Annotated in this window: 14 protein-coding genes and 1 pseudogene; 10 read left to right on the forward strand and 5 right to left on the reverse strand. The window is 72.6% G+C overall.

What is annotated here, in order from left to right; all coding sequences use genetic code 11:
* Nucleotides 1–37 precede the first annotated feature (37 nt).
* Nucleotides 38–1,075 carry a GDSL-type esterase/lipase family protein gene (locus DN069_RS29140; RefSeq protein WP_133260075.1) on the forward strand — a complete coding sequence of 346 codons (1,038 nt, stop codon included), beginning with the start codon at nt 38–40 and terminating at the stop codon, nt 1,073–1,075.
* Nucleotides 1,076–1,406: 331 nt separating this feature from the next.
* Here DN069_RS29140 and DN069_RS29145 read toward each other — a convergent pair whose 3' ends face one another.
* On the reverse strand, nt 1,407–2,342 hold the full coding sequence (locus DN069_RS29145) for a cyclase family protein (RefSeq protein WP_111505984.1): 936 nt from the start codon (nt 2,340–2,342) through the stop codon (nt 1,407–1,409).
* A gap of 80 nt (nt 2,343–2,422) precedes the next feature.
* Here DN069_RS29145 and DN069_RS29150 point away from each other — a divergent pair, with 80 nt between their 5' ends.
* The 5 genes from DN069_RS29150 (at nt 2,423) to DN069_RS29170 (ending at nt 7,847) form a co-directional block, all read left to right on the forward strand.
* Nucleotides 2,423–3,331: an SDR family oxidoreductase gene (locus tag DN069_RS29150; protein ID WP_111505986.1), complete on the forward strand. Its 909-nt coding sequence runs from the start codon at nt 2,423–2,425 to the stop codon at nt 3,329–3,331.
* A 15-nt stretch (nt 3,332–3,346) separates the two neighbouring features.
* On the forward strand, nt 3,347–4,516 hold the full coding sequence (locus tag DN069_RS29155) for an acyl-CoA dehydrogenase family protein (RefSeq protein WP_111505988.1): 1,170 nt from the start codon (nt 3,347–3,349) through the stop codon (nt 4,514–4,516).
* A gap of 12 nt (nt 4,517–4,528) precedes the next feature.
* Nucleotides 4,529–6,016, forward strand: a complete 1,488-nt coding sequence (locus DN069_RS29160) for an aldehyde dehydrogenase family protein (protein ID WP_111505990.1) — start codon at nt 4,529–4,531, stop codon at nt 6,014–6,016.
* Between the two features lie 12 nt (nt 6,017–6,028).
* A complete protein-coding gene (locus DN069_RS29165) occupies nt 6,029–7,102 on the forward strand; it encodes a Zn-dependent alcohol dehydrogenase (protein ID WP_111505992.1) in 1,074 nt (357 codons plus the stop codon).
* Between the two features lie 100 nt (nt 7,103–7,202).
* Nucleotides 7,203–7,847: an NADPH-dependent F420 reductase gene (locus tag DN069_RS29170; protein ID WP_111505994.1), complete on the forward strand. Its 645-nt coding sequence runs from the start codon at nt 7,203–7,205 to the stop codon at nt 7,845–7,847.
* Nucleotides 7,848–7,975: 128 nt separating this feature from the next.
* Here the strand turns inward: DN069_RS29170 and DN069_RS29175 are convergent, their stop codons facing one another.
* Nucleotides 7,976–8,962 carry a GlxA family transcriptional regulator gene (locus tag DN069_RS29175; protein ID WP_111505996.1) on the reverse strand — a complete coding sequence of 329 codons (987 nt, stop codon included), beginning with the start codon at nt 8,960–8,962 and terminating at the stop codon, nt 7,976–7,978.
* A gap of 88 nt (nt 8,963–9,050) precedes the next feature.
* Here DN069_RS29175 and DN069_RS29180 point away from each other — a divergent pair, with 88 nt between their 5' ends.
* Nucleotides 9,051–10,385, forward strand: coding sequence for an MFS transporter (locus tag DN069_RS29180; RefSeq protein WP_424556338.1), 1,335 nt, complete (start codon nt 9,051–9,053; stop codon nt 10,383–10,385).
* Here the strand turns inward: DN069_RS29180 and DN069_RS29185 are convergent.
* The 3 genes from DN069_RS29185 to DN069_RS29195 form a co-directional block, all read right to left on the reverse strand.
* Nucleotides 10,363–10,989 (reverse strand): flavin reductase family protein, encoded by a 627-nt coding sequence (locus DN069_RS29185; protein ID WP_243639872.1) that lies wholly within the window; start codon nt 10,987–10,989, stop codon nt 10,363–10,365. The genes DN069_RS29180 and DN069_RS29185 overlap by 23 nt on opposite strands.
* Before the next feature lie 78 nt (nt 10,990–11,067).
* Nucleotides 11,068–11,868, reverse strand: coding sequence for an enoyl-CoA hydratase/isomerase family protein (locus DN069_RS29190; RefSeq protein ID WP_111506003.1), 801 nt, complete (start codon nt 11,866–11,868; stop codon nt 11,068–11,070).
* Nucleotides 11,859–14,015 (reverse strand): acetate--CoA ligase family protein, encoded by a 2,157-nt coding sequence (locus DN069_RS29195; RefSeq protein WP_111506005.1) that lies wholly within the window; start codon nt 14,013–14,015, stop codon nt 11,859–11,861. The genes DN069_RS29190 and DN069_RS29195 overlap by 10 nt, the downstream gene beginning before the upstream one ends.
* A 147-nt stretch (nt 14,016–14,162) precedes the next feature.
* Here DN069_RS29195 and DN069_RS29200 point away from each other — a divergent pair, with 147 nt between their 5' ends.
* From DN069_RS29200 to DN069_RS29210, 3 genes and pseudogenes are all read left to right on the forward strand, one after another.
* Nucleotides 14,163–14,618: a DoxX family membrane protein gene (locus DN069_RS29200; protein WP_111506017.1), complete on the forward strand. Its 456-nt coding sequence runs from the start codon at nt 14,163–14,165 to the stop codon at nt 14,616–14,618.
* 86 nt (nt 14,619–14,704) lie between these two features.
* Nucleotides 14,705–15,127: a Zn-ribbon domain-containing OB-fold protein gene (locus tag DN069_RS29205; RefSeq protein ID WP_111506007.1), complete on the forward strand. Its 423-nt coding sequence runs from the start codon at nt 14,705–14,707 to the stop codon at nt 15,125–15,127.
* A 341-nt stretch (nt 15,128–15,468) separates the two neighbouring features.
* Nucleotides 15,469–15,978: pseudogene (locus DN069_RS29210) on the forward strand (hypothetical protein); the annotation flags it as partial.

Consider the following 15,978-nt stretch of genomic DNA (forward strand, 5'->3'; position numbering starts at 1 on the left):
GCGGTTGATCGTCTTCACGGCCGGGAAGGGATGCAGCATGAACGTTTCGCCCCTCTCCGCTTGGGACGCCGCGGCCACGGCCCGTGCAGTGGAGGGCGCGATCGACCTCGAATGGGCCCAGGACCGGTCCTGGTTCATGCCCTGGCGACTGCCGGTCGCCGATCTGGAGCTCCACCACCGCGAGCTCGTGCTGCCCGCCATGTGCCCGAGCGGCGTGCGCCTGCGGCTGCGCACCGCGTCCACGCGGCTGCTGCTGGACGCCGAGTCCGTGCGACTGCAGGGCGGGCCGGTGTTCGAGGCGCGCTGCGACCTCGCCGTGGACGGCGAGCCGGTGCGGTCGACGGCGCTCGGCGTCGCGGGCGTCGTCTTCGGCGGCCTGCCGCCGGGGGAGAAGGACGTCGAGATCGCGCTGCCGATCTGCCCGGCCGTCCGGCTGCGCGGTGTGCGGGCACTGGACGGCGCGGCGCTGCGGCCGCTGCCCGATGAGCGCCCCCGCTGGACCGTCTACGGCAGCAGCATCAGCCACGGCTACCGGACCACCCCGAGCCGCACCTGGCCGGCCACCGCCGCCCGCCTGTTGGGGCGCAACCTCACCAACCTGGGCTATGGCGGCGCCTGTCTGCTGGACCCGCTCGTCGGGCGAATGCTGGCAAAACGCCCCGCCGAATTCATAACGCTCGAACTCGGTATCAACGTCTACAACTCGGCCGCGCTACGGGAACGCACTTTCCTGCCCGCCGTACACGGCCTATTGGCTGAAATTCGCTCCCGGCAGCCCCTGGTTCCGATCACGGTACTCGGTCCCGTGTTCGGTGGCAGCCGTGAGTCCGAACTGGCGGACGGAATGTCGCCCGCCTTCGGCGATCTGACGCTCGGTGCCCTGCGGGACCAGCTGCACGGCGCCGTCGAGCTGCTCCGCAGGCGCGGTGACACTGCGCTGACCTGGTTCGACGGCCGTGAGCTCTGCTCCGCGACGGACGCCGCGCACGGTGCGCTGCCGGACGGCCTGCACCCCGACGAGGCGCACCAGCAGGAGATGGGCCGCCGCTACGCCGAGCTCCGCGCCGGAGTCTGACGCGCGCTCGGACCACGAACGGATGAAGGCTCAAACGTTACGCAACCAATCCGAATTCCGGACAAGCCATTGACGTGACGTGTCCGCCTGATCACGCTTGGGTCCAGCGATTCGTTGCGAGGGGACGCCAAGGCGCGCCCGGCCTTCACGCTGTCTGCTTCCTTGGCGAGTGCGAATCGCGTCGGCGCGTGTTCAGGGCAGAAGCGCCGACGGGGGCACCTCCGGCCGCGGGGTCGGGGGCTGGTGGCGGGACGCCGTGACGCGTGGAGTCATCCGCGCACGGCGTCCCGCCATCCGACGTTCCGGCCGCCCCTCGGCGCCCCGCTTCCGGCTACTTGACCGCGACCGGCGCCACCGGCGCGCCCACGCCGCCGACGAACGGCTCGGGCGTCGCGGCCAGCAGGAACGCGTGGACGCCGTCGGCGGCGCAGTCCGCCGCCAGGGCCTCCAGGTTCCAGTTCTGGCCCTGCATCATGCCCATCTCCACCAGGTCCAACGCGTGGACGGGCAGGTAGAGGCCGTCCACCTCCGGCGGGAAGATCTCGAAGGTCAGCGTGTCGTTGGCGACCGCCGCCACGTCCCGCGCGTGGAACCACTCCGGGCAGCGCAGGCCGAGGCCGGGGGAGGGGAAGGCGTAGGCGTCGCGGTCCCCGCCCAGGTAGAACTGCATCTGCCCGGTGCGGATCAGCACCACGTCACCGCCTCGGACGGTCGTGCCGGCCTGCGCCTCGGCCGCGTCCAGGTCCTCGGGGGTGACGACGTGGTCGCCCGGCAGCCGGCTCACGCCGTGCAGGCGCGCGATGTCGAGCAGTACGCCGCGGGTGACCAGTGCCCCGGCCTTCTCGATGCCCGAACGCGTGGCGCCGTCTTGGGCGTTGATGCTGTCCGCGGGCCGGTTGTTGTAGATCCGTCCGCCGTGACTGACGTGCCCGAGGCCGTCCCAGTGGGTGGCCGCCTGCAGGCCGAGCGTGGCCACGTCGTCGCTGGTGGCGATGGCGCCCGGCCCGAACATCTCGAAGTTGAGCGCCACCATGGTGTGCAGTGGGTTGACCCGGCCCGGGATCATGCCGGTCTGCACGCCCTGCTGCCGCAGCGGGAGCGCGAGGTCGAAGCGTTTGCCGGTGCGCACGCAGCCGGCCGCCTCGCGGACCACGTCCGGGGTGATCAGGTTGAGCGTGCCGATCTCGTCCTCGGCACCCCAACGCCCCCAGTTGTTGACGCGTTTGGCGATGTCACGGAACTCGTCGAACTCGGCCGGTGCGGGCACGGTCCTCGCCTCCTCTTCCCCTGGGACTTCCCATCGGCAAGAATCTAACGGTCCGTCAGATTCTTGAGGAGGGGTACGGCGTGGCTGAGTTCCTGCGCGGCAAGGTGGTCGCGGTGACCGGCGCCGGACGCGGCATCGGGCGTGCGGTGGCGCTCGCCTGTGCCGCCGAGGGAGCCAAGGTCGTGGTCAACGACTACGGCGTCGGCATCGACGGCTCCGCGCCGACCAGCGAGGTCGCGGACGAGGTCGTCAAGGAGATCGAGGCGGCCGGCGGCGAGGCCGCGGCCGTCGCCGACGACATCGCCACGATGGCGGGGGGCGAGCGCGTCGTCCGCACGGCCGTCGAGGCCTTCGGCCGGCTCGACGGCGTGGTCTGCGTGGCCGGCATCCTGCGTGAGCGGATGCTCTTCAACATGTCCGAGGAGGAGTGGGACCCGGTCATCGCCACCCACCTCAAGGGCACCTTCACCCTCTTCCGCGCCGCCTCCGCGCTGATGCGCCAGCAGGGCGGCGGCACGCTGGTCGGCTTCACCAGCGGCAACCACCAGGGCTCGGTCAGCCAGGCCAACTACAGCGCGGCCAAGGGCGGCGTCATCTCCTTGGTCCGCAGCGCCGCACTGGGCCTGCACAAGTACGGCGTCACCGCCAACTGCGTGGCCCCGGTGGCTCGTACCCGCATGTCGGCAGGAGTCCCGATGGAGCTCAAGGAGATCGGCGAACCGGAGGACGTGGCCGCGCTCGTGGTCTACCTGCTCTCCGACACCGCGCGCGAAATCACCGGGCAGGTCTACACCGTGGCCGGACCGAAGATCGCCGTCTGGGCCCAGCCGCGCGAACTGCGGGCCATGTACGCCGAGTCGGGCTCCTGGACCCCGGAGCGGATCGCCGACTTCCTGCCCGGCACGGTCGGGGTGGACCCGATGCCGATGCTGCAGCAGCTGCAGGCCATGGCCAAGGCGGCCGCCGCCAAGGAACGTCCCAATGCCTAGAGGCTGGTGAGAGCGATGGACTTCGCCTTCGACGCGGCGGACGAGGAGTTCCGCACCCGCGCACGGCAGTGGCTCGCGGAACGGCTCGGCCCCGGCGGCGCCTTCGCCGACCTGCGCGGCGTCAAGGCGCCCGAGGACGCCGACCGGCGCCGCGCCTGGGAGCGCGAGCTCGGCGCCGGCGGCTGGATCGGCCTCGGATGGCCCGAGGACAGCCTGACCCGGCAGGTCGTCTGGTTCGAGGAGTACGCGCGGGCGGGGGCCCCCGACCCGCTCGGCATCGTCGGCGAGCAACTGCTCGCGCCGACCCTGCGGCTGCACGGCACCCCCGCCCAGTGCGAGCGCTACCTGCCCGGCATCGCCGACGGCACCGTCATCTGGTGTCAGGGCTACAGCGAACCCGAGGCCGGCTCCGACCTCGCGAGCGTGCGCACCACCGCCGAACGGGCGCCGGACGGGGCCGGTTGGCTGGTCAGCGGGCAGAAGACCTGGACGTCGCTGTCCCAGTGGGCCGACTGGTGCTTCGTGCTGGCCCGCACCGAGCCCGGCTCGAAGCGCCACGCCGGGCTCAGCCTGCTGCTGCTGCCGATGGACCAGGAGCCCGGCCGGATCGAGGTGCGCCCGATCCGGCAGCTCGACGGCGTCAGCGAGTTCAGCGAGGTCTTCTTCGACCGGGCGCGGGCGGTCGACGTCCTCGGCGCGGTCGGCGAGGGCTGGCGGGTCGCGATGACCCTGCTCTCCTTCGAACGCGGCGCAGGCATGCTGGGCCGTCAGATCGGCTACCAGCGCGAACTCGACGCCGTGCTGCGCGCGGCGGCCAACTCCGGTGCGGACCGCGACCCCGTGCTGCGGGAGGCGCTCACGCGCCAGTGGGCCGAGCTCTGGGTGATGCGCGCGAACGCGCTGCGGACCCTGGGTCAGGCCGAGCCGGGGACGGCTGCGGTGGCCAAGCTGGTCTGGGGCAACTGGCACCAGCGGCTGGGGGAGCTGGCGCTCCACGTGCAGGGCCTCCCCGGCGCGTTCGTGACCGGCGCGGCGCACACGCCGGACGCCTACCCGCTGACCCCCGCCCAGCACACGCTGCTCTTCTCCCGCGCGGACACCATCTACGGCGGCAGCGACCAGATCCAGCGCAACATCATCGCCGAGCGCGTTCTCAGCTTGCCCCGCCAGCCGATCTCCGAGTGAGGGCTTCAGGTCATGACTGACGCAACACCGCACCGCCTCTTCATCGACAACCAGTGGCGCGAGGGCGGCGCCGGCACCTACCCCGTCATCAACCCCGGCACCGAAGGCCTCGTCGGACACGCCCCCGAGGCGTCGGCCGCCGATGTCGCCGACGCCGTCGCCGCCGCGCGCTCCGCGCAGGGGGAGTGGGCGGCGACCCCGCCCACGAAGCGGGCGGCGCTGCTGGACCGGATCGCCGATCTCGTTCTCGCTCGCGCGGACGAGTTCGTCCCGCTGCTCCAGGCCGAGACCGGCGCCACCATCCGGGTCGCCTCCACCATGCAGCTGCCCGTCGTCGCGGACCGGTTCCGCCGATACGCGCGCGGGGCGCTCGAGCCCACCGTCGAGTCGTTCCCCGCGCACCCCGTCGCGGCCACCCCGCTCGCCGCCGGCGGCCTCACCAACGCCGCCGCCGCGCGCCGGCCCGTGGGCGTCGTCGGCTGCATCACCTCGTACAACTTCCCCATCGTCAACCTGGCCGGAAAGCTCGCCCCGGCGCTCGCGATGGGCAATACCGTCGTCGCCAAGCCCGCCCCGCAGGACCCGCTGGCCTGCCTCAAACTGGGTGAGATCTTCGTCGAGGCCGGTGCGCCCGCCGGGCTGTTCAACGTGATCACCGACTCCGGCGCGGCCGCCGGCGCCGCGCTCGTCGCCTCGCCGGACGTCGACATGATCAGCTTCACCGGCTCGACGACCGTCGGCCGCCGCATCGCCACCGGCGGCGGCGCGACGATGAAGCGGCTGCTGCTGGAGCTCGGCGGCAAGGGCGCGGCGATCGTGCTGGAGGACGCCGACGTCGCCAAGGCCGTCATGGCCATCGGCTCCACCTGGGCCTTCCACTCCGGTCAGATCTGCACCGCGCCCACCCGCGCGTTGGTGCACCGCTCCCGCTACGACGAGGTCGTCGCCGGCCTGGCCCGGTTCGCCGCCCGGCTGCCCGTCGGGGACCCGCTGCTCCTGACCACCGTCGTCGGCCCCCTGATCTCCGCCGCGCACCGCGATCGCGTCGAGGGCTACATCGCCGGGGCGCTCGCCGAGGGCGCGCGGCTGGTCCTCGGCGGCACCCGCAAGGAGCACACCGCGGACACCCCCGAACTCCCCGCCACCGGCTTCTTCGTGGCGCCCACCCTGCTCGCCGACGTGACGCCGCGGATGACGATCGCGCGCGAGGAGGTCTTCGGGCCGGTCGTCGTGGTGATCCCCTTCGAGGACGAGGCGGAGGCGCTCGCCATCGCCGACTCCACCGACTACGGGCTCTACGACTACGTCTTCACCGACGACACCGCCCGCGCCTACGCGCTCGCCGCCCGCCTGCGCAGTGGCAACGTCGGCATCAACACCGCGCAACGCCACCCGGAGACGCCCTTCGGCGGCTTCAAGCAGAGCGGCGTCGGCCGCGACGGCGGCTCCTTCGGCCTGCACGCCTACAGCGAGCAGCAGGCCATCGTCTGGCAGTCATAGGAGGGTTCGGGAATGAAAGGCGTCATCTTCGACGGCAAGTCCCCCCAGGTGGTCGACGACCTGACGGTCCGCGAGGCCGGGCCGGGCGAGGTACTGGTGCGGATCGCCGCGGCGGGCCTGTGCCACAGCGACCTGTCCGTCATCGACGGGACCATCCCCTTCCCCGTCCCGGTGGTGCTCGGTCACGAGGGCGCCGGCACCGTCGAGGCGGTCGGCGCCGGCGTCGGCCACGTCAAGCCGGGCGACCACGTCGCGCTCTCGACGCTGGCCAACTGCGGCACCTGCCGCGAGTGTGCGCTGGGGCGGCCGACCATGTGCCGCAAGGCGATCGGCATGCCGACCAAGCCGTTCACCCGGGACGGCAGCGGGCAGGAGCTCTTCAACTTCGCCTCCACCTCCGTCTTCGCGGAGCGGACCGTGGTCAAGGCCGTCCAGGTCGTGCCGATCGACCCGGCGATCCCGTTCACCTCCGCCGCCCTGATCGGCTGCGGTGTGCTGACCGGCGTCGGCGCGGTCCTCAACCGCGCGCGGGTGGAGACCGGCGACACCGTCGCCGTCATCGGCTGCGGCGGCATCGGCCTCAACGTCATCCAGGGCGCGCGGATCGCGGGCGCCTCGCGGATCGTCGCGATCGACGCCGTCGCCGACAAGGAGGCCATCGCCCGCACCTTCGGCGCGACGGACTTCGTCGACGCCCGCGCGGTCGACGACACGGTCGCCGCGGTCAAGGAGCTGATCCCGAACGGCGTGGACCACGCCTTCGAGTGCGTCGGCCCGACCAGACTGACCCGCCAGGCCATCGACATGCTGGACCGGCACGGCCAGGCCGTCCTGCTGGGTATGCCCGCGGCCGACGCGGAGGCGTCCTTCCGCCCGGCGGAGCTGTTCCTGGACAAGTCCATCCTGGGCTGCCGCTACGGCTCCTCGCGCCCCCAGCGCGACATCGCCCGCTACGCCCAGCTGTACGCCTCCGGCCGGCTCCTGCTCGACGAGCTCGTCACCCGCACCTACCCCGTCACGGAGTTCGAGGCCGCGGCCGAGGCCACCCACACGGGCGGTGTCGCCCGGGCGGTGCTGACGTTCTGACGGTGCGTAAATGTCTGCGGGGAGCCCCCCGTGCGTGCATGATCGGTCCGGATCCAGCGGACGGTCCCACGTGACCGGCACTCTGCAGACAGGAATGCGCATGAAGATCGCAGTTCTCGGCACCGGCGAGGTCGGCCACACGCTCGCCACCCGGCTGGCCGGCCTCGGGCACCAGGTCACCATGGGCTCGCGCAGCGCGGACAACCCCGCCGCGAAGGAGTGGGCGGCGGCCAACGCCGCCGCCCACGGCACCTTCGCCGACGCGGCGGCCGACGCCGAGCTCGTCGTCAACGCGACCGGCGGACTCGTCTCCCTGGCCGCGCTGACCGCGGCGGGCGCGGAGAACCTGCGCGGCAAGGTCGTCGTCGACGTCTCCAACCCGCTCGACTTCTCGGAGGGCTTCCCGCCGAAGATCGCCACGCCGGACGGCGTCAGCGTCGCCGAGCAGCTGCAGCGCGCCTTCCCCGAGGCGCGCGTGGTGAAGACGCTCAACACGATGAACAACGCGGTCATGGTCGCCCCGGGCCGGGTCCCGGGCCACCACAACGTCTTCCTCAGCGGCGACGACGCCGACGCGAAGTCGACCGTCAGCGAGCTGCTGCAGTCCTTCGGCTGGGCGGCCGATCAGATCATCGACCTCGGCGACGTGACCAGCGCGCGGGCCACCGAGCAACTCACCGGCCTCTGGGTCCGCCTCTACGGCGTTCTCGGCACCGGAGACTTCAACTTCGGCATCGTGCGGTAGTGGCACCACCCAGGGGCGCGGGGAACTGCGCGAGAACCCCACCCGAGGGGGCCGGCCCTGTCCGCTCGGGATCGTGGCCCAGGGTGGCTTGTCGCGCAGCCCCGCGCCCCTGGGTCGTGCAACTCCCCTCAGTCCACAGCCTTGAACGTCCTCCGGTACGCGGTCGGGGAGACGCCCAGCACGGAGTGCATGTGTTGGCGCAGGCTCGCCGCGCTGCCGAAGCCCACGGCGTGGGCGACGCGGTCCACCGTCAGTTCGCCCTGCTCCAGCAGGCGACGCGCGCGGTGGACGCGTTGGACGAGGAGCCATTGGACGGGGCTCTGCCCGGTCTCCTCGCGGAAGCGGCGGGTGAAGGTGCGGACGCTCATGCCGCAGCGCTCGGCGAGGAGGCCGAGGGTGAGGTTGTCCGCGAGGTGTTCCAGCGCGTGGGCGCGGGCCGGGGCCGTGCCGGAGGCGCCGGGTTCCGGGACGGCCACCTCGACGTACTGGGCCTGGCCGCCCTCACGCCACGGCGCAACGACGCAGCGGCGGGCCACGTGGTTGGCCACGGCGGAGCCGAGATCACGGCGGACGATGTGCAGGCACAGGTCGATGCCCGCCGCGACGCCGCCGGAGGTCAGCACCTCGCCGTCGTCGGTGAACAGCACGTCAGGGTCGAGCAGCACCTGCGGGAACAGCTGCCGGAAGCGGTCGGTGTAACGCCAGTGCGTCGTCGCGCGGCGGCCGTCCAGCAGGCCGGCCGCGGCGAGGACGAAGGAGCCGGTACAGATGGAGACCACCCGGGTGCCGGGCCGGACGAAGCCGAGTGCGCGCTCCAGCTCGGGCGTGAGCCGGCCGTCCGTGAAGACGGGGCCGAGCTCGAAGGAGGCCGGGACGATCACGGTGTCGGCCTCGGCCAGCAGCTCCGGGCCGTGCTCGACGACGACGCGGAAGTCGCTGCTGGTGCGCACCGGCTCGCCGTCCAAGGAGCAGGTGCGGACGCGGTAGTGGGGAGCCTCGTCCTTCTCGTGCGCGGACTCGAAGACGCGCGAGGGCGTGGAGAGCTCGAAGGCGACCACGCCCTCCATCGCCAGGACGGCGACCTCGTGTGGGCGGGAAGCAGTACGCGTGGCCATGACGCCACTCTGCTCCTGGCCTGATCCTTGCGCAAGGTGGCCTTCGGGCCACTCGCTGCCGCGCCGCCCGGCACGGCAAGCTCCTCGGGTGACCGATCAGCTTGAATCCACCCCCGCCGTCGAGAGTCCCGGCCACACTCGACCGAACGGGCCGCGCCTGCACTACGCGTGGATCGTCGCCGCCGTCGCACTCGTCGTCCTGGTCGGCGCGGCGGGCTTCCGCTCCACGCCGTCCCTGCTGATGGAACCGCTGCACCACGAGTTCGGCTGGTCGCACGGCCTGGTCGGCACCGCCGTCTCGATCAACGTGCTGCTCAACGGACTGGCGGCGCCGTTCGCCGCCGCGCTGATGGACCGCTTCGGCATCCGTCCCGTGGTCTCCGCCGCGCTCGCCGTGATGGCGCTCGGGGCGGGCGTGACCATCGTCATGGACCAGCCGTGGGAACTGCTGCTCGGCTGGGGCTTCCTCGTCGGCCTCGGCTCCGGCTCGATGGCGCTCGCGTTCAGCGCGACCGTCACCGCGCGCTGGTTCGTGGCCCAGCGCGGCCTGGTCACGGGGGTGCTGACGGCCGCGAGCGCCGCGGGCAACCTGGTGTTCCTGCCGGTGCTGGCCTGGCTGGTGCAGCAGTACGGCTGGCGCAGCGCCTCGATCACGGTGGCGGTCTGCGCGCTCGCGGTGGTGCCGGTCGTGGCGCTGCTGATGCGCGAGCGCCCCTCGGACCTCGGCCTGCTGCCCTACGGCGCGCCCGAGGACCACGTCGAGCCGGAGGTGCCCGCCGGACGCGGCCTGCGTGCGGTGCGGGTGCTCCGCGAGGCGGCGCGCACCCGCGCGTTCTGGCTGCTGACCGGCTCGTTCGCGATCTGCGGCGCCACCACCAACGGCCTGGTCGGTACGCACTTCATCCCGGCCGCCGGCGACCACGGGATGGCCGAGACCGCCGCGGCCTCGCTGCTCGCGCTGGTGGGCATCTTCGACGTGGTCGGCACCGTCTTCTCCGGCTGGCTGACCGACCGTCTGGACTCGCGCAAGCTGCTCGGCGTCTACTACGTGCTGCGCGGCGCCTCGCTGCTGGTGCTGCCGGTGCTGTTCGCCAGGACCGTGCACCCGAGCATGGTCGTCTTCATCATGTTCTACGGCCTGGACTGGGTCGCCACGGTGCCGCCGACGGTGGCGCTGTGCCGGGAGTGGTTCGGCGACGACGCGCCGGTGGTGTTCGGCTGGGTGCTCTGCGGCCACCAGGTCGGCGCGGCGATCGTCGCTGCCCTGGCCGGGGTGATCCGCGACCAGCTCGGCAGCTACGACCTCGCCTGGTACGGGGCGGGCGCGCTCTGCGCGGTCGCGGCCGCCTGCTCGCTGATGCTGCGCCGGCCCGGCGCGGAGGAAGGGACGCCGCTGCGCCCTACTGTTCCCGCAGCTGCCTGAAGTTGCTGCGGTAGAAGACCAGCGGACCGGCCTGCTCGCCGCGCGGCGCGGCGAGCTCCCGGATCCGGCCCAGCACGATCAGGTGGTCCCCGCCGGTGTGCACGGCGTGGATGGTGCAGTCCACCCACGCCAGCGCGCCCTCCAGCCGCGGCGAACCCGTGGCCGGCGCCGCCTGCCAGGCGACGCCCGCGAACTTGTCCGCCCCGGTGGACGCGCTGACGGCGAAGGACCGGCACAACTCGCCCTGGTCGTCGGCCAGCACGTTGACGCAGAACGCGCCCGCGCGCGCGATCCGCGGCCAACTGGTCGAGGTCCGCGCCACGTTGAAGCAGATCAACGGGGGGTCCAGGGAGAGGGACGAGAAGGACTGGCAGGCGAACCCCACCGGCTGTCCGTCCTCACCGGCAGCGGTGATCACGGTGATCCCGGTGGCGAAGTGGCCCAGCGCGTCCCGCAACTGCCGGTTTTCCGCGGCCTCCTGGAGCGCGGGCTCGGCCGCCTCCTCCGCCAGCACGGCCTCCTCCACAGTGGGCGCGACACTCAGCGGCGCCCCGACCGCCCGCAGATAGCGGACGGCGGCCACCGCCATTCCTTCGTGCCCCATGCTTCGCTCCTCCGCTTCGTCCCGCTGCCACCGATTGAATCTGATGCCCTGGTTCCATGGCCAGTGAAGCCAGTGCAGCTAACGCCCCTCGAATTTCGCTGCACGCCGTTCCACGAACGCGCGGACGCCTTCCTGCGCATCGTGCGTCGTCATGTTGATCTCCTGCGCGGTCGCCTCCGCCGCGAACGAGGCGGCCCGGTCCCCGTCGAGGGACGCGTTGACCAGAGCCTTCGTCAGTGCGTAGGCCCGCGTCGGCCCGGTGGCGAGGCGGTCGGCCCACTCGGCCACCACCTTCTCCAGCTCCGGGCCCGGCACGACCCGGTTGACCAGGCCGATCCGTTCCGCGTCCGCCGCGCGCACCTTCTCGCCCAGGAAGAGCAGCTCCTTGGCCCGCTGCACGCCCACCAGCCGTGGCAGCAGCCAGGCCGCGCCGCCGTCCGGGACGAGCCCGCGCTTGGCGAAGACCTGGACCAGCGAGGCCTCCTCCGCCGCGACCACCAGGTCGCAGGCCAGCGCCAGCTGGACGCCGATCCCGGCGGCCACGCCGTTGAGCGCGCAGAGCACCGGCTTCTCGCAGTCCAGCACGGCGGAGACCATCCGCTGCACGCCCTGCCGCAGCATCCGTGCGACGTCCCCCGGAATTCGCTCTCCCTCTGCGCCGCCGCTCAGGTCCGCCCCGGAGCAGAAGGCGCGCCCGGCGCCGGTCAGCACCACGACCCGCACGTTCCGGTCCGCCGACGCCTGCTCCAGCGCGGCGATCAGCCGCTCCCGCAGCTCCGCCGTGACGGCGTTCAGCGCCTCGGGGCGGTTCAGCGTCAGCCGCCGCACCCCGTTCCCCGCGTCGTCCTCGACCAGCAGCACCGCGTCGCTCACCTGCACACCGCCAGCGCGTCCAAGGCCACGACTCCCTTTCCCCGTTCCAGCACCACCAGCGGGTTGATGTCCAACTCCGCCAGCCGATCCCCGAGTTCGAGCGCCATTCGCTGAACTCGCAGCACCACGTCGACGAGCGCGTCCACGTCCATCGGCGGCAGGCCGCGCACGCCGTCCAGCAGCGGGCGGCAGCGCAGCCGGGCCAGCGCGTCGCGCACGTCCCCGGGGCCGAACGGCGGGACCAGCACCGTGGTGTCGCGCATGACCTCGACGAAGACTCCGCCCATGCCGACCGTGACGGTCGGCCCGAACACCGCGTCGTCGGTGACGCCGACGACCATCTCGACACCCGCCTCGACCATCTGGCAGACCAGCACGCCGTCCAGCCGGGCGATCCCGCCCGCCCGCGCGTTCTCCGTCAACTCACGGAAGGCCTCCCGTACTTGGCTGGCACTGGTCAGGCCGACCTTCACCAGTCCCAGTTCGGTCTTGTGCGCCACGTCCGGGGCGGAGCCCTTGAGGACCACCGGGTAGCCGACCACCCCGGCCGCGCGGACCGCGCCCGCGGCGCTGGTGACCAGCTGCTCGCGCGGGACCCGGATGCCGTAGGAGCGCAGCAGCTGCTTGGCCGCGAACTCGCTGAGCTTCTCGCCGCCGCGCAGCAGCCGCTCCGCCTTCGCCTTGCCGGCGCAGGCCTCGCGCGGGGCCTCGTCGAAGGGGGAGCGGTAGGAGCGGACGAACTCGTGGTGCCGCAGGTAGGCGGAGACCGCCTTCACGCAGTTGCCGAAGGTGCGGAAGACCGCGACCCGCGAGGAGCCGAGCAGCGTCTCCCGGTAGGCCGCCTCGGTGCCGACCGGGGAGCCCCAGATGACGCAGACCAGCTTGTCCGTGGTCTCCGCGACCTCGACCAGGTCCTGCGCCAGCTTGTCGCTCATCGGCGGGAACGGGCCGGTGATCGGGCAGATCAGCACGCCCACGTCCGGGTCGTCCAGGATCGCGTCCAGGATTCTGCGCCCGCGCCAGTCGCCGACCGGGTGGCCGCCGTTGTCGACGGGGTTGGCCACACTCAGGTACTCGGGAATCCACTGGTGCAGCTCGTCCTGCTTGGCCTGCGACAGGCGCGGCAGCGTGAGCCCGGCCGCCGAGGCCATGTCGGCCAGGTGCGCGCCGGTGCCACCGGAGATGGAGTAGACGACGACACCGGGCGCCCGCGGCGGCTTGGCCCGCGCCAGCAGGGCCGCGGTGTCCTGGAGCTCGTCCAGGCCCTCCACGCGGATCACGCCGAACTGGCGGAAGGCCGCGTCCACGACGTCGTCCGCGCCGGTCAGCTTGCCGGTGTGGGACTGCGCCATCCGCGCGCCCTCGTCGGTGCGGCCGACCTTGACGGCGACGACCGGCACGCCGCGCCGGGCGGCGTGGTCCGCGGCCAGCAGGAAGGCCCGGCCGTCCTTGATGCCCTCGATGTAGGCGGCCATGGCGCCGATCTCGGGCTGGTCGGCGAACCACTGCACGAAGTCGGCGACCTCGAGGTCGGCCTCGTTGCCCGTCGGTGCCCAGTGGCTGAGCCGGATGCCCAGCTCCTGCAGCGCGAACAGCGGCCGGCCCTGGTGCCCGGACTGGGTGATCAGCGCGATCGCCGGGCCGGAGAGGTCCTCGCGGAACCGCTCGAAGGCGTTGAGGTTGGTGTTCGGGCCGAGCAGCCGCAGGCCCGTCGGGGCCTCCGCGACCAGGCTCTCCAGCCGCCGCTGCGCCTCGCGCCCGCGCTCGCCGGTCTCGGCGAAGCCGGAGGCGAAGGCCACCGCGAACTTCACCTTCGCCTCGATCAACTGCGGCAGCACGGCCGCCGGATCGGCGAGCAGGACGACCGCCAGGTCGATCGGGTCCGCGTCCGGGTCGGCCGGGATCGAGGCGAGGTAGGGGTAGCAGGGCAGCCCGTCGACCTCGTCCCGTCCGGGATTGACCGGGTACATCCGCGCCCCGACCCGCTCCGACCAGGCGCGCAGCTGCTTGGTGATCCCGGTGTTGGGCCGGTCCGGCGTGTCGGACGCCCCGATGACGGCGACGGACGCGGGCCGGAAGAAGCGGTCCAGGTCCACCGCGCGCGGGCGTAGTGCCCGTCCGCTCGCGTCGCTCTCGGTGTCCGTCTCCCGCATGGCGCGCCTCCGATCCGGTCTGTACTGCCGACTGTCCCGCCGTCTGTAATCTGACGTACCATCAGATTACTGTCGGGGGCGCTTCTCAGGAAGACGTCGAACTGACGCTGCGTCAGTAATGGGATGGGGAGGTCGCCCGTGCAGTCGGTGCACACCTATGGGCTCTCGGCGGCCCAGTGGTTCGCGGTCCTACGGATCGGTCTCGGCCTGTGGTGGCTGGAGAGCTGGCGCCACAAGGACAAGAAGGGCTGGCTGCAGCGCTCCACCGGCATCGAGTGGGCCAAGGGCGTCGCCTCCCGGCACCGCTGGGGTTTCGTGCGCGACTCCTTCGACCGCGTGGTGGCCCCGCGCCCGCGGCTGATGGCCTACGTCGTCGTCTTCGCCGAGCTCGCTCTCGGCCTCGGCCTCACCTTCGGGCTGCTCAGTCCGATCGCGCTCGCGGCCGGCCTGCTGCTCAACCTCCTCTACTTCGTCCTGATGATCCACGACTGGGCGGAGCAGGGGCAGAACCTGATGATGGCGCTGGCTTCGCTGGTCTGCCTGCTCGCGATGAGCTGGCAGTGCTGGTCCCTCGACCGTGTCCTCCACCTCTTCGGCGCCTGACAGATCGCTCCCGGCTCCGTTGCCCCCGGCTCCATCGCTCGCCCGCTCCCGCTCCATCGCTCCACACGATCCGGACGGAGATCCTGATGCCCTCCCCGCGCACCGACCTCCCCGAGCCCGACGCGTTCACCCAGCCCTACTGGGACGCCGCCGCCGAGGGCCGGCTGCTGCTGCGCCGCTGCCAGGGCTGCGGGCGCGCACACCACTACCCGCGCGAGTTCTGCCCGCACTGCTGGAGTGAGGACGTCGCCTGGGAGCAGGCGAGCGGCCGGGCCACCCTCTACACCTGGTCCGTCGTCCATGCGAACGACCTCCCGCCGTTCCGCGACCGGCTGCCCTACGTGGCCGCGGTCGTCGAGCTGGCGGAGGGTCCGCGGCTGATGACGACGGTGGTCGACTGCGATCCGACGGTGCTTCAGGTGGATATGGAGCTTGTAGCCGACTTTGTCGCTTTTGACGCCGAGGGTGAACCCGGTCCGCGCGTGCCCGTCTTCCGCCCCGCAGGCTGAGGGGTCCGCGCCAGACGCCCTGGTCGGTCAGCTCGCGCACCCACCCGGGAGCCTGACGCTGTGTGGTGTCTGTGACCTTAGACACATCGGGTGATGTGTGTGCTGACGGTCCCCCAGCCAGGGTCGCGCCGGTCCGGCCCTGGCAGAAGCGGCGTGTCGAGCGCTGACCGGTACTCAGAAACGGTCGCCCCCGGACACGCCGTTGCGGTCCCGGATCACTCGTTGGGGGTACCGTGACGCGGGTGACGCCTGCACAGCAGGGTGTGGGCGGACGGACTGAGAGGTGGTGGCCGGCAGGCTCACCCGGCCGCGTCACGACGACCACCTGCGAGGATCCAGCTATGTCCAGCCACGCCCGCCCCGGCTCAGCGCCCCGACCCGCCGGACCGCCGCACCCCGCTGCGCCCTACCAGGACGCCGGGTACGACGGCTACGGCCGCGCCGCGCACGCGCCCAGCGCCTACGGGTCCGACGACGTGTACGGCTCGGACACCTACGGCTCGTACGACTCCTTTGCAGAGGACCCCGCCGCCTCCGGCGGCCCGTACGCGGGCACCGGATACGCCGCGGACGGCTACGGTGACTCCGGCTACGGCGCCCCGACCTACGGCGGCACCGGCCACGCGGCCTCCGACCACCTCGACTCCGGCGCTGGCGCCTCCCGCTACGGCTCGACTGCCTCCGGCCACGGAGCCTCCGGTCGCGGCGCCTCCGGTGGCGGCGCGGCCGCATACGCGGCCGACGGTGCGGACCCGCGCGACGGCGCGCCCCAGGACGCGTCCCGCTCGGCGCGGCCCACCCGCTCCCAGGCGCGCGCCGCGGCCCGGGCCCGCGCCCGGCGCAAGCGGCTG

This window comes from Streptacidiphilus pinicola (assembly GCF_003258295.1).
Lineage (GTDB): Bacteria > Actinomycetota > Actinomycetes > Streptomycetales > Streptomycetaceae > Streptacidiphilus > Streptacidiphilus pinicola.

What these genes read in the sequence shown, in the direction of transcription:
- DN069_RS29140 (WP_133260075.1), top strand. Translation starts at nt 38, where the DNA reads ATGAACGTTTCGCCCCTCTCCGCTTGGGACGCCGCGGCCACGGCCCGT.
- DN069_RS29155 (WP_111505988.1), top strand. Translation starts at nt 3,347, where the DNA reads ATGGACTTCGCCTTCGACGCGGCGGACGAGGAGTTCCGCACCCGCGCA.
- DN069_RS29160 (WP_111505990.1), top strand. Translation starts at nt 4,529, where the DNA reads ATGACTGACGCAACACCGCACCGCCTCTTCATCGACAACCAGTGGCGC.
- DN069_RS29165 (WP_111505992.1), top strand. Translation starts at nt 6,029, where the DNA reads ATGAAAGGCGTCATCTTCGACGGCAAGTCCCCCCAGGTGGTCGACGAC.
- DN069_RS29170 (WP_111505994.1), top strand. Translation starts at nt 7,203, where the DNA reads ATGAAGATCGCAGTTCTCGGCACCGGCGAGGTCGGCCACACGCTCGCC.
- DN069_RS29175 (WP_111505996.1), bottom strand. Translation starts at nt 8,962, where the DNA reads ATGGCCACGCGTACTGCTTCCCGCCCACACGAGGTCGCCGTCCTGGCG.
- DN069_RS29185 (WP_243639872.1), bottom strand. Translation starts at nt 10,989, where the DNA reads ATGGGGCACGAAGGAATGGCGGTGGCCGCCGTCCGCTATCTGCGGGCG.
- DN069_RS29195 (WP_111506005.1), bottom strand. Translation starts at nt 14,015, where the DNA reads ATGCGGGAGACGGACACCGAGAGCGACGCGAGCGGACGGGCACTACGC.
- DN069_RS29205 (WP_111506007.1), top strand. Translation starts at nt 14,705, where the DNA reads ATGCCCTCCCCGCGCACCGACCTCCCCGAGCCCGACGCGTTCACCCAG.